The following is a 13148-nucleotide window of genomic DNA, read 5'->3' on the forward strand; positions in this document are numbered from 1 at the left end:
TCGCCTGCGCCCCGAGTTGATGCAAATGGGCGCCAGGTTCCTGCGGATCGGAGCGCTGGTTTTCGGCAGCGGTTATGCCATGCTTCCTTTCATACAGGACGCTGTGGTCAACCAATTCGCCTGGTTGACCAACCAGCAGTTTGCCGTCGCGTTGGCCATGAGCCTGATTACCCCCGGCCCGGTGACGATTATCGGCACGTTCATAGGGTACAAGGTGGCCGGTGTTGCGGGAGCTCTGGCAGGAATGGTGAACATGTACTTTCCCGCCTGGGCCATGACGACGATCGTCGCTGCGCCATACGCCAAAGCCGGCCAGGTGGGCTACGTCAAACAGGTAATCGGAGGTATCGTTGCGGCATTTATCGGTACTCTCGTAGTCGTCCTGATCCAACTTGGCGTCGATACTCTGGTCGATATTTCTACCCTTGCAATGGCCACGGCCGCTTTTGCGGTGCAGCGATTCGTCAAGATTGACACTATCTGGATCGTGCTTGGCGGCGCCCTTGTGTCACTTTTACTTTTCCGCTAGTTCGGATTTGTTGTTGCTCAGAGGGGTTTTCCGTTCTGTCGCCCTGCCGACCAGGTACTACCTCCCGCCGTCTTTCGGATCCTGGTACCCGAGATCCCCTGACCGGCATCCTCTAAAACAAGAGGAGGCAGATCGATGATCCCCTTGGTCGCAGGCGGCAACCGACTCGAGTTCATCTGGCATGGCCCAGGACCGGGAGATGCACCCACGCTCGTCTTTCTGCACGATGGAATCGGGTGCGCCGCGACATGGCGTGACTTTCCCGCGGCGCTTGCCCGCGAGACCGGATGCGGCGCGCTCGTCTACAGCCGTGTCGGATACGGCGGCTCCGATCCCGTCCCGCTTCCTCGACCACTCACCTATATGCAGGACGAGGGCTTCATCCTCCTCCCCGAGGTCCTCGACGCGACGGGCGTCCGCAAGGCCTTTCTCGTCGGGCAAAGCGACGGGGGCTCCATCGCGCTGCTTCACTCTTCGACGCAGCGGGCCTCGCCGCGAGTGTGCGGCCTGCTGCTCGAGGCGCCGCACGTGTTCTGCGAAGAGGTCACCCTGCGTGCCATCGAGCACGCTCGGGATGAGTACCTTCTCGGCGATCTACGGGCAAAGCTCGAGCGTTACCATGGCGGAAACGTCGACTGCGCCTTCTGGGGCTGGAACCAGGCCTGGCTCGATCCCGGTTTTCGTGCCTGGAACATCGAGGATTGTCTGCCCGCCATCACGGTCCCGGTGCTCGTGGTGCAGGGCTTGGACGATCCGTACGGGACCCTTCGTCAAGTCGATGCGATCGAGCGGCAATGCGGCGGGCCGGTCCGGCGTTGTATCCTCGAGCGGTCCGGTCACAGTCCGCACCGTGACCAGCGCGAACGGACGCTTTCGACGATGGCTTCGTTCGTCCGCGAGCTCTCCGCGGGGGTCTGTCTTCCACACGAATGATGAACGCCGCAAAAGGGGTCCGATTCCGGAATGCTTGGCGGTCTATCGGGAGAGGTTCACTCCAACTCCGACGAATACCGTTTCTTCAGGGACAGGTATTCAGCCTCCGATTCCCGCGTGGAACTGCTGGAGGCTCTTAACCGGGCTCCCCCCGCTGCGGTGCGCCGCGATCCCCTTGGCGGTGGCGACCGCCGCGGCAGTCGTCGTAATGTAGGGGACCTTGTGCTTGATGGCCGCCTTCCGGATGTAGGAGTCGTCGTGGGCGCTGACTTTCCCCACCGGCGTGTTGACGACCAGCTGGATCTCCCCGTTCCGGATCGCGTCGGCGATGTTGGGACGTCCCTCGTGCATCTTCAGGATCGGCCTGGCCACCACGCCGTTCTCCTCGAGGAACTTCCTCGTCCCGTCGGTCGCAACGATGAAGAACCCGAGCTTTTCGAATCTCCTGGCCGCCTCGAGCGCCCCCGGCCGGTCCCGCTCGGAAACGGTGATCAGGACCGTCCCCTCCAGCGGCAGCATCTGCGAGGCCGCGACCTGCGCCTTGAAGAAGGCCTCCCCGTACGACCCGGACATCCCGAGGACCTCGCCGGTGGAGCGCATCTCCGGCCCAAGGACCGGGTCGACCTCCGGAAACATGTTGAACGGGAAGACGGCCTCCTTGACCCCGAAATGGGGGATGGGACGGCGTGAAAGCGAAAGGTCGCGCAGCTTCTTCCCGAGCATGACCTGGGTGGCCAGCCGCGCCATCGGGATGTTGCAGACCTTGCTCACGATCGGGACCGTGCGGCTCGCCCTCGGGTTGGCCTCGAGGATGTAGACCGTGTCGTCTGCGATGGCGTACTGGACGTTCATGAGTCCCACCACTCCGAGCGCCACCGCGATCTTCCGGGTGTATTCCTCGATCGTGTCGACGTGCTTCGGAGGAATGCTGACCGGCGGGATCGAGCAGGCCGAGTCTCCGGAGTGGACCCCGGCGAGCTCGATGTGCTCCATCACCGCAGGGACGAACGCGTCGGTCCCGTCGGAGATGGCGTCCGCCTCCGCTTCGATGGCGTTCTCCAGGAACCGGTCGATCAGGATGGGACGCTCGGGCGAGATCTCGACCGCCTTCGCGACGTATTCCCGGAGCATCTCCTCGTCGTGGACCTTTTCCATGGCGCGCCCGCCCAGGACATAGGACGGGCGGACCATCAGGGGGTAGCCGATCCGGGCGGCGATGGCGATCGCCTCGTCCAACGTGCTCGCCATCCCCGATTCGGGCTGGGGAATCCCGAGCTGCGCGATGATCTTCCGGAACCTGTCGCGGTCCTCTGCGAGATCGATCATCGCCGGCTTCGTCCCGAGGATCCGGACCCCGGCGGCCTCCAGCTCGGCGGCGATGTTCAGCGGCGTCTGGCCCCCGAATTGCACGATGACCCCCTCCGGCTTCTCTTTTTCGTAGATCGCGAGCACGTCCTCCACCGTGAGCGGCTCGAAGTAGAGCTTGTCCGAGGTGTCGTAGTCCGTCGAGACGGTCTCCGGGTTGCAGTTGATCATGATCGACTCGAATCCCGCTTCGCGCAAGGCGTAGGCGGCATGGACGCAGCAGTAGTCGAACTCGATCCCCTGTCCGATCCGGTTCGGCCCGCCGCCCAGTACGAGGACCTTGCGCCGGCCGCTCGTTTCCACCCGGTCGGGGGAGTTGTAGGTCGAATAGTAGTAGGCGGCGCTCTCCACTCCGCTCACCGGAACGGCGTCCCACGCCTCGACGACGCCCAGGGCGGTCCTGCGCTCCCGTACAGCCGCCTCGGGGACGCCCAGGATCTTGGACAGGTATTTGTCCGCAAAGCCGTCCTTCTTCGCACGGGCGAGCAGGTCGTCCGGTGGAAGGCCCCCCTTGTGCTGGAGCAGACGCTCCTCGAGCGCTACGAGCTCCCTCATCTGTTCGATGAACCACGGCTTGATGTGCGTCCTTGCGTAGAGCTCCTCCGTCGTCGCCCCCTTGCGGATCGCCTCGTACATCAGGAACTGGCGCTCGCTCGTCGGCTCGAAGAGCATGCGCATGAGATCGGGAAGCGGCTTGTTGTGGAAATCCTTCGCGAAGCCCAGGCCGTACCGGCCGATCTCGAGGGAGCGTATCGACTTCTGGAACGCCTCCTTGTAGGTCTTCCCTATGCTCATCACCTCGCCCACGGCCCGCATCTGCGTCCCCAGCTTGTCCTGCACTCCCTTGAATTTCTCGAAGGCCCAGCGGGCGAACTTGACTACGACGTAGTCCCCCCACGGGGTGTATTTCTCCAGGGTCCCCTCGCGCCAGTAGGGGATTTCGTCGAGGGTCAGCCCGCAGGCGAGCAACGACGACACGAAGGCGATCGGGAACCCGGTCGCCTTGGAGGCGAGGGCCGACGAGCGGGAGGTGCGCGGGTTGATCTCGATGACCACCACGCGTCCCGACGACGGATCGTGCGCGAACTGGATGTTCGTCCCCCCGATCACCTCAATGGCGTCGACGATGTCGTAGGAGTGCTTCTGGAGCCGCTCCTGGAGCTCCGGGGCGATGGTCAGCATCGGCGCGGTGCAGTAGGAGTCCCCTGTGTGGACGCCCATGGCGTCGACGTTTTCGATGAAGCAGACGGTGATCTTCTGTCCCTTGGCGTCGCGGACGACCTCCAGCTCGAGCTCCTCCCAACCCAGGACGGACTCCTCCACGAGGACCTGCCCGACCAGGCTCATCGAGAGCCCGCGGGCCACGATCGTCCGGAACTCCTCCATGTTGTATACGAATCCGCCGCCGGTTCCGCCCAGCGTGTAGGCCGGCCGGATCACGACGGGAAAGCCGATCTTCCTGACGACGGCTTCGGCTTCCTCGAGATTGTGCGCGATGTCGCTCCGCGGCATCTCCAGCCCGAGGCGGGACATCGTGTTCTTGAACTCCTGGCGGTCCTCGCCGCGCTTGATCGCGTCGACGTTGACGCCGATCACCTTGACTCCGTACTTTTCGAGAACGCCCTCCTGCGCCAGCGCGGAGGAAAGGTTCAACCCCGTCTGGCCGCCGAGGTTGGGGAGCAGCGCGTCGGGTCGCTCCTTCTCGATGATCTCGGTCAGGGAGGCCACGTTGAGCGGCTCGATGTAAGTTACGTCGGCCATCGTCGGGTCGGTCATGATGGTGGCCGGGTTGGAGTTGACGAGGACGATCTTGTAGCCGAGCTTCTTGAGGGCCTTGCACGCCTGGGTGCCGGAGTAATCGAACTCGCAGGCCTGCCCGATGATGATCGGGCCGGACCCTATGATAAGGATTTTATGGATGTCGTCTCGCCTTGGCATCAGGCCACTCCGGGATAGCGTCCTCTGGAGATCGCGAGGACAAAGATCACGGAGATAGTAAACGAAAACGCCGCCTGAGGGAACTTGTTTGGCACACCAACCGGTGAGCGCCTCCCGGCTTATCTTGACATCCAAATTCGCCCCGGAATCGGGTAGAATGGAAGTGATTGCGTGAGGCGCCGTCTTTCCTCGAAAGGCAACGGGAGTCACCCTATCCACCGGCACAACGGATTTCACATTCTCGACAAGGGGGAGGATATGATCGAAGCGTATCTTCAGGAAGAGAAGGAACGCGCCAAACTGGGCATCCCTCCGCTGCCGCTCAATCCGGAACAAACCGCCGGCTTGTGCAAACTGCTGCAAAAGCCGCCCAAGGGCCAGGAGAATTTCCTCCTGACCCTGCTCAAGGAGCGCGTGTCCCCCGGGGTCGACCCGGCCGCCAAGGTGAAGGCCGAGTTCCTGGCGGGCATCGTCTCCGGCAAGGTGAAATCCCCGCTGCTCACCCCGAAGGATGCCGTTGCGATCCTGGGAACCATGCTGGGCGGCTACAACGTGGCCCCGCTGGTCGCAGCCCTCAAGAACAAGAAGCTGGCCGACGACGCCGCAAGGGCGCTTTCCGGCATCACGCTGGTGTACGACGCGTTCGACGATGTGGCGGCGATGGCCAAGGCGAAGAACCCGGCGGCGGTCCAGGTCCTCAAATCGTGGGCGGAGGCCGGGTGGTTCACCTCGCGCCCGAGCGTCCCCGACACGATCAAGGTCAAGGTCTTCAAGGTCGACGGCGAGATCAACACGGACGATCTCTCCCCGGCCGGCGACGCATGGAGCCGTCCCGACATCCCGCAGCACGCACTGGCCATGGGCAAGACGCGCTTCAAGGGCGGGCTCGACACCATCGCCTCGTTCCGCAGGGAGGGCAACCCGGTCGCATTTGCGGGCGACGTGGTCGGCACCGGCTCCTCCCGCAAGTCCGCCTGCAACAGCCTCTTGTGGCACATCGGCGAGGAGATCCCGGGCGTGCCCAACAAGAAGACGCGCGGGGTGATCATCGGCGGCGTCATCGCCCCGATCTTCTTCAACACCGCCCAGGACTCCGGCGCGCTGCCGATCAAGGCCGACGTGACCGGGATGAAGACGGGCGACGTGATCGTCATCGACACCAGGAATGGCGTCATCTCCGACGAGAGCGGGAAGGAGCTGTCGAAGTTCACCCTCTCCCCCAACACGCTGGCCGACGAATTCCGGGCCGGCGGCCGCATCCCGCTGATCATCGGCCGGGCGCTCACCGCAAAGGCGCGCAAGGCGCTCGGCATGAAGCCGTCCACGGTCTTCACGCTGCCGGACAACCCGGTCCCGAAGAAGGACCAGGCGTACTCGCTGGCCCAGAAGATCGTCGGCGCCGCGTGCGGTCTGCCGGGCGTCCTCCCCGGCACCGCCTGCACGCCCAGGATGGCCACGGTCGGCTCCCAGGACACCACCGGCCCGATGACGGCCGACGAGCTGAAGGAGCTGGCCTGCCTCAAGTTCCAGGCACCCATGTTCATGCAGTCGTTCTGCCACACTGCTGCCTATCCGAAGGCGGCCGACGTGAAGATGCACAAGAGCCTGCCCGGCTTCGTCTCCTTCCGCGGGGGGGTGGCGCTTCGCCCCGGCGACGGCGTCATCCATACGTGGCTGAACCGCCTGCTGCTGCCCGACACGGTCGGCACCGGCGGCGACTCCCACACCCGATTCCCCATCGGCATTTCCTTCCCGGCCGGTTCCGGCCTCGTCGCCTTCGCAGGGGCCCTGGGTTTCATGCCGCTCGACATGCCCGAGTCGGTGCTGGTCCGCTTCACGGGGAAGCTCAACCCCGGCATCACGCTGCGCGACGTCGTCAACGCCATTCCGTACTACGCCATCAAGAAAGGGCTCCTGACCGTCCCCAAGAAGAACAAGGTCAACGTCTTCAACGGCCGCATCCTGGAGATGGAGGGGCTGCCCGACCTGACCGTCGAGCAGGCGTTCGAGCTGACCGACGCCGCCGCCGAACGGTCCGCGGCCGCCGGATGCATCCAACTCTCCGAGAAGCCGGTCGCTGCGTTCCTGCGCTCCAACGTGGCGCTCATGAAGAAGTTGATCGCCGACGGCTACTCCGACGCCCGGACGCTTGAAAACCGCATCAAGGCCGTGGAGAAGTGGCTCAAGAAGCCATCGCTCCTCAAGGCGGACAAGGGCGCGCAGTACGCCGCGGTCATCGAGATCGACCTGGCGGAGATTACCGAGCCGATCCTTGCGTGCCCGAACGACCCCGACGACGTGAAGCTGCTCTCCGAGGTCGCGGGCGACGCGATCCAGGACGTCTTCATCGGCTCCTGCATGGTCAACATCGGCCACTTCCGCGCTTCCGGCGAGATCTGGCGGGGAAAGAGGTTCAATCCCGACGTCCGCACCTGGATCTGCCCGCCGACCCGGATGGACCAGCAGCAGTTAAAGGACGAGGCCTACTTCTCCGTCTACAGCGCCATGGGCGCCCGCATCGAGATCCCCGGGTGTTCCCTCTGCATGGGGAACCAGGCGCGCGTGCCGGAAAAGTCCAACGTCTTCTCCACCTCCACACGCAACTTCGACGACCGGATGGGAGACGGCGCACGCGTGTACCTGGGATCCGCTGAGCTCGGGGCGCTCACCGCAGTGCTGGGAAGACTGCCCCAGCCGGCCGAGTACCTCCAGGTCTATAAGGAGAAGATCGAGCCGAACAAGGAGAAGATCTACCGGTACCTGCAGTTCGACGAGATGCCGGACTACAGGTAACCGCACGCATCCATCGCTCGGGACCCATTAGCGGCCCGCCTGGGTTTCCCCCCGGCGGGCCGTTTCCATCGGGCGGGTTTCTATGGTCCGGACCTGTCAATCCTGAAGCCCCAGCGCATCGAGTAGAAGAAAGGGCCATGGGGTTTCCCCCGTGGCCCTTGTTTGATACCTACCGAAGGGGTGTTTTCTGGCTACCGGCGGAAACCCCCGTATTGACCCCGACCCGGTCCCGAGCCTTCGCGTGGCACCTTTGCCTGGGCCTCCGACACCTTGAGCGTCCGCCCGTCCATTTCGGAACCGTTCATCTTGGTGATCGCGCTGGCCGCCTCCTGTTGGGTCGCCAGCTCCAGGAAACCGAACCCCTTGCTCTGGCCCGTGTCCCTGTCCGTGATGATGTTCACCGACTCCACCGTGCCGAACTGCAAAAACGCCTCTCTCAGAGAATCCTCCGTCGCGGAAAACGGAAGATTTCCAACGTACAGTTTCTTGCCCATAAGTCCTCCTTTAAGGCATCTGAGCCGCAAAAGAGGTCATGAGCACGATATCTCGGGATCTCTTGGAATGCGGACGTTTACGTACTTCTTTACTTTACCACACCGCTCATGGAAAAGACATCGGCTTCCGCCATTTTGTTCTTGTCATAAAACTTCCCTCCACGTTCTCCTCCATCTCCAGAAACATGGCGTACGGAACGGTAAAGGAAATCAGATCTTTCCCCAGAGCCTTCCTCGTGTAAACGCGTGCGGAAATATCGATCCGTCCCACCGTCGCGTGTTTGAGACGGATGGATTCCGCGATCCTGTTCCTGGACATCGGCCTCCCCCAGAAATATTTATGCGGACATTATGATCCGAATCTCATTCTACCGGATGACCAGACCGAAACTATACCCCCCCGGCGGGCTTCGAACTGGTGGATGAACCGAATCGCGAACGAGGAGGTCCGACGACCATGGCCGCAGGAAGAAAACCTGTGCTGCCGGTGACGGTGTTCACCGACTACATCTGACCGTTTTGTTATGTGGGCGAGAGGCGTCTCGCCCGTCTCGGCGAGGAATTCGACGTGCGCGTGGAGCGCCGGTTCCTGGAGATCCACCCGGAGACCCCGGCGAAGGGCAGGCCCGTTTCCGAGCTGGGCTACCCCCCCGAGCAGTGGGCCCGGATGATCGAGAACCTCGACCGGATGGGGAAGGCGGAGGGGATCGTTTTCTCCGAAAGGACCTTCACGACGAACTCCCACAAGGCCCTCCTCCTCGCGGAGGCGGCGAAGGAAGAGGGGCCGGAGGTTTTCGAGGCGCTCAACGAGGGGCTGTTCCGTGCCTACTTCACCGAGGGGAGGAATATCGGGGACCCGCAGGTTCTCCAGGACGTGGCGCAGGCGGCGGGCGTCCCCGCCGGACGGATCGAACAGGCGTGGTCCGACGTAACCTACGAGGAACGGTTGGCCCGCGACCATGAGGCCGCGACAAGGAACCGCATCACAGGGATCCCCACCTTCATCATCGACGGCCGGTGGGTCCTCGAGGGCGCCGTCCCGGTGGAGATGCTGCGCGAGGTGGCGCAAAAGACCGCCGCCATGAAGTCATGAACCGAACGGAGCGGGCACAGGGCAAGCGATCCCCATTGCCTCACCGTTTCCCCTTCGGGCCTCCTGTTTCCGAAAATTGTCGGTATCAGGCACCTTGCCACCGGTCGAGGGAAGTGTCGGTCCGAACTGGATCTTGTGACAGCGCAGGGCTCTCAGGGGTGAAGCGCCCTCTTGGCGGGCCGCGAAAAAGAGAAACTTCCCGGCAGATTTTGACAACCTATGGAGAACAGACATGAGAAAAATATTTGCCATACGGAATCAGCCGGTCACAGTGGATTTAATCCTTCTCCTTATTCGACTGGTGTGCGGGTACGCATTCGTGCTCCACGGATGGGGGAAGATTCAGAATCCCTTGAATTGGATGGGGAAAGAGTCGTCGATCCCCGGAATATTTCAGGCGCTGGCTGCCATTTCCGAGTTTGGCGGCGGCTTCGCGCTGATTTCAGGATTTCTGACTCGCTTGGGGGCATTCGGGATCGGCTGCACCATGGTGGTTGCCGTCTATATGCATCGGTTTGTTCTGGGGGACCCGTTCGTTAATCTCTCGGGCGGACGCTCTTACGAACCCGCGTTGGTCTACCTGTTGATTGCTCTATTCCTTGTGTTTTCAGGCCCGGGCAGATTTTCGCTGGATCGAAGTATCTTTGGAGTGAAAAGAAATGGCCGACTATGATTGAAGACGCGCCTACCGGCGTATCGCGCCGAAGGCGGGCAGGATTTGGCATAGTCTACGGCGGGATCGGCACAGGGCAGATGTGATGAATCGGATGAAATGGATTCTCGGTGTCCCGATCTTGATGGTTTTGTGTGCCTGTGGGCACCAGGCACCTCGGGGACAGGTCCAACGGCTACCGATCGATCCGCTTTATCAGTCCGAAGGAATCACACACACGTTTATCTTCCGTTCCGCGCACCAACTCACGTTCGAGGGGGAAGGGTTCTTCCTCGCCCTGCCAGGCGGCCAGGAAGTGTTTGTTCTGAGCTCTCCCGAGGACAACCCACACGAGATTGCCAACCTGAAGCGCTCATTGCAGGCCGTCCGGAAGGTGGGAGCCACGGTGGTTCCTCCACGGACCGAATCGGAAGAAGTCTATCTCTCCACGAAATACGACCTGGGTGCGGAGCACAGAGTCCTCAGCCCAACGGAAATTCACGCGCTCGCGGAAGAAGTCGTAAGGCGGGGAAATCGTAGAGCGGTAGCGTGGGTGAATCACCGGCACCTCCAAGTTCCTTCCGTGACACTGAATTTTTCCTGCGGAGGGATGGAAGGGATGGATCCCATCACGATGACAACCGGCGGGAGCGTGTACGTTCTAACCATCCACTTCAAGGATGGTGAAGCGCTAAGTTTGGTGGAGGCCGCCTCCCTTCCCAATGCACAAGACAAGCTGATCGCAAAAAAGGCTCTGCTGGAAGAAGCCGCGCGGACATCGAAGATGATCCGGGCGGAAAACCTGCAATATCATCGAGAGTTCTTTACGACCGAGGGACCTCGCAGCGGCTGGAGCACATTCGTCGATAAAGTCAGCGTTGAAGGATGTCCTTGAGCGCTTCCATAAAGGGGAAGCGCATCACCCCCACCCTGATCCCCCGATTTTATCCTTTTCCGATAGTTGACGGGCATTGTCCGTCGGCTTCCTTCCGGGCCTCTCCCGCGACGCGCGCCTTTTCGAGCAGGGACACAGGTTGTATACTGACCGGTCCGTGCGATCGTAAAACAGCACGGGCCGACAAAGAGGCAACGTGGAGGTACGCATGGGGGACCTGGTCAAGGTGGGGGAACGTTTCAAGGACGAAGCCCGGTTCAGCAAGGAGGAGATCGCCGAGTTCGCGAGGCTCGCAGGCGACTTCAATCCCCTGCACCACGACGAGGAATTCGCCAAAACCACCCGCTTCCAGGGGATCATCGCCTGCGGTCCGCAGACCGCGTCCCGGTTCCTGGGAATGACGGCCACTCACTTCTCGAAGCGTGGCGCTTCGCTGGGGCTCGAGTTCACCCTGCGTTTCCTGGGCCCGGTGCGCCCCGGAGAGCGCCTGGAGATGGTTTGGGAAGTGGTCGATGTAACGTACAAGCCAAAACTGAACGGGGAGATCGTGAAGCTCGAGGGAAGAGTCACCAACCCGGCGGGCGAAGCGGTCTTGGAGGGCACCGGGACGGTCCTGGTGGCCCGGAGTCTCTAAAAAACGGAAGACGCCCGGATTGCCAGGGACATCCCGATCCTGCTGGAGTTATCGGGCGGTACCACAAGAAAGCGCGCAGGGGTCATCGGGAGGTCGCCTTCCAACCACCCATCGGCAGCAACCGAAACGGAACCGAATCAGCTGGTTACCGGTTGAGCGCGGAACCCCTCCATCATGGCAATCGTTTTTCCGATCTTTTCGTCGCCGACCGCAAGTTCCAGAAGCATCATCTCTTCGTCATACACGTCTTGCGGAATATGATCTTTGATTTCCGGTTCAAAGACATGAAAGACCTTCAGGTGAAGACTTGCTCCCGCCAGAGGGCCGGACCAGCTGGGGTCGCCCTCCATGACCGTCCTGGAGCCGACTTCGAGGTATTGCTCGTTGGTGACCCCCCACACCACGATGAGGTTCTCCGGCCCGTGTTCATCCGCCGCCTTCTTGATCTCTTCTTGACTCGCCGAGTCAAGCGCCAGGGCGGCCGTTCAGACGAAACAGGCATCCCGAACCAGCACGACCTGCGCCCCGGCCGCCTCCAGGCACCTTTTCAGCGACTCGGCCTTGATCTCCTGGCCGTCCCCGAAGGCGATCACTTTCTTCCCTTCAAGCATCTCTCTCTTCCTCCGCAGGTTTCGGATTCTTTTCCAAGACGAAGGACAGACCGTCCGACAAGTTCGTCATGCGGGTCAAAAACGGGCTTCCCTTGGCCACGATCATGATCCGCTTTTTTCCCCCTTCCAGGATTTCCCGGATTCCATGCGCGATGTAGGGGATTCCGGCGGGGATATGCCCTTGCGTCGGGGCAAAGCCGACCAGCCCCCGTTTCTCGATGAATTCGTTCATCTGGGACTTTTCGATTTCCTTCTGTTGAACGGCCAACGCCGCGATGAGCCGGTAGTTCTTCAGGGGGATGTCATCCTGGCCGATCGGCAGCGTGATCTCCGGATTCTGCAGTTCGGTCGCATAGCGGTCGATGTCCGTCAATTTCAACCCGTGGGCTTTCAGCGGCTCCAGAATCAGGCTCTCCTGGATGCGCTGCTGCGACCCTCCCGCGCCGATCGGGTATTTCCCCAGAAGATCGAGCCGAAGGACGGGGGAATAGCCGTCGTCTTCGGTCACCAGGAATGCCACTCCCCCGATCACGTCTTCCAGAACCGGCATGTTTTTATCGAGATGGCCCTGGAATTTCATCCCCAGCTTGGCGAGAGATCCCCCGGCCACGACGGCCACCTTCCGGAACAGCCCCGCCTTGACCAAAGCGGCCGCATGGAGAATGCCGTAATGGGGGCCGACGCAGAACGATTTCACGTCACAGGAAGTGGCGTTGCGGCACCCGGCCATTTCGCCGATGGCGCGGGCCAGATTGCCGCCGCCCCGCTGGTACCGGTCGCCGGCCGCCTCTTCCGAACAGCTGAAGAGGAAATCGATCTCCGACGCTTCGCAGTTCGCGCCATCGAGCAGATGCCGGAGCGCAAGATAGGCCGAAGCCTTGGTCATCAGATTTTCCATCAGCACGAGCGCCTGCAGCGATTCGTCCTCGTCATGATGCCGCTGAAAACATCCGACCAGGACATCCTGATGGTAGAGAGGCAACGATCGGTCCTGCTCGATTTTCTTCCGGATCTTCTCCATCGTCTTTCCGTGACGCAGCGTTTGAAGCAGATCGCCCGAATTGCACAGGCGATGCTTTTCGATCGCCGGCGACACGGTTTCGGCCAGGAACCGGCTTTCCAGCCAGACCAGGTCGTAGGAGGATTCGTCCGTCGCCGCCTTCAAGAGAGCGTAGAACTCCTCCTGGGGCATGATCTCCCCGAACGGGCCG

Annotated in this window: 11 protein-coding genes and 1 pseudogene; 7 read left to right on the forward strand and 5 right to left on the reverse strand. The window is 61.9% G+C overall.

What is annotated here, in order from left to right; translation table 11 throughout:
• Positions 1-529: pseudogene (locus tag A2Z13_04030) on the forward strand (chromate transporter).
• Between the two features lie 135 nt (positions 530-664).
• Positions 665-1462: an alpha/beta hydrolase gene (locus A2Z13_04035; protein OGP77672.1), complete on the forward strand. Its 798-nt coding sequence runs from the start codon at positions 665-667 to the stop codon at positions 1460-1462.
• A gap of 99 nt (positions 1463-1561) precedes the next feature.
• Here the strand turns inward: A2Z13_04035 and A2Z13_04040 are convergent, their stop codons facing one another.
• Entirely contained in the window at positions 1562-4765 is a 3204-nt protein-coding gene (locus tag A2Z13_04040; protein OGP77673.1) for a carbamoyl phosphate synthase large subunit, read from the reverse strand.
• A 258-nt stretch (positions 4766-5023) separates the two neighbouring features.
• Here A2Z13_04040 and A2Z13_04045 point away from each other — a divergent pair, with 258 nt between their 5' ends.
• Positions 5024-7558, forward strand: a complete 2535-nt coding sequence (locus A2Z13_04045; protein OGP77674.1) for a bifunctional aconitate hydratase 2/2-methylisocitrate dehydratase — start codon at positions 5024-5026, stop codon at positions 7556-7558.
• A 191-nt stretch (positions 7559-7749) separates the two neighbouring features.
• Here the strand turns inward: A2Z13_04045 and A2Z13_04050 are convergent, their stop codons facing one another.
• A complete protein-coding gene (locus tag A2Z13_04050; GenBank protein ID OGP77675.1) occupies positions 7750-8052 on the reverse strand; it encodes an RNA-binding protein in 303 nt (100 codons plus the stop codon).
• Positions 8053-8158: 106 nt separating this feature from the next.
• The gene (locus A2Z13_04055) at positions 8159-8371 is read right to left on the reverse strand and encodes a hypothetical protein (GenBank protein ID OGP77676.1); all 213 of its coding nucleotides are present in this window, start codon (positions 8369-8371) and stop codon (positions 8159-8161) included.
• 249 nt (positions 8372-8620) lie between these two features.
• Here A2Z13_04055 and A2Z13_04060 point away from each other — a divergent pair, with 249 nt between their 5' ends.
• The 4 genes from A2Z13_04060 (at position 8621) to A2Z13_04075 (ending at position 11326) form a co-directional block, all read left to right on the forward strand.
• Positions 8621-9145, forward strand: coding sequence for a hypothetical protein (locus A2Z13_04060; protein OGP77677.1), 525 nt, complete (start codon positions 8621-8623; stop codon positions 9143-9145).
• Positions 9146-9377: 232 nt separating this feature from the next.
• Positions 9378-9818 carry a DoxX family protein gene (locus A2Z13_04065; protein ID OGP77678.1) on the forward strand — a complete coding sequence of 147 codons (441 nt, stop codon included), beginning with the start codon at positions 9378-9380 and terminating at the stop codon, positions 9816-9818.
• An 85-nt stretch (positions 9819-9903) separates the two neighbouring features.
• Positions 9904-10692, forward strand: coding sequence for a hypothetical protein (locus A2Z13_04070; protein OGP77679.1), 789 nt, complete (start codon positions 9904-9906; stop codon positions 10690-10692).
• Positions 10693-10900: 208 nt separating this feature from the next.
• Positions 10901-11326, forward strand: a complete 426-nt coding sequence (locus A2Z13_04075) for a hypothetical protein (GenBank protein ID OGP77680.1) — start codon at positions 10901-10903, stop codon at positions 11324-11326.
• A gap of 137 nt (positions 11327-11463) precedes the next feature.
• On the opposite strand, the gene A2Z13_04080 is transcribed toward A2Z13_04075, so the two are convergent.
• Entirely contained in the window at positions 11464-11802 is a 339-nt protein-coding gene (locus tag A2Z13_04080; protein OGP77681.1) for a hypothetical protein, read from the reverse strand.
• Positions 11803-11929: 127 nt separating this feature from the next.
• Positions 11930-13129, reverse strand: coding sequence for a hypothetical protein (locus A2Z13_04085; GenBank protein ID OGP77682.1), 1200 nt, complete (start codon positions 13127-13129; stop codon positions 11930-11932).
• Positions 13130-13148 lie beyond the last annotated feature (19 nt).

This window comes from Deltaproteobacteria bacterium RBG_16_64_85 (assembly GCA_001798885.1).
Taxonomy (GTDB): domain Bacteria; phylum Desulfobacterota; class Deferrimicrobia; order Deferrimicrobiales; family Deferrimicrobiaceae; genus FEB-35.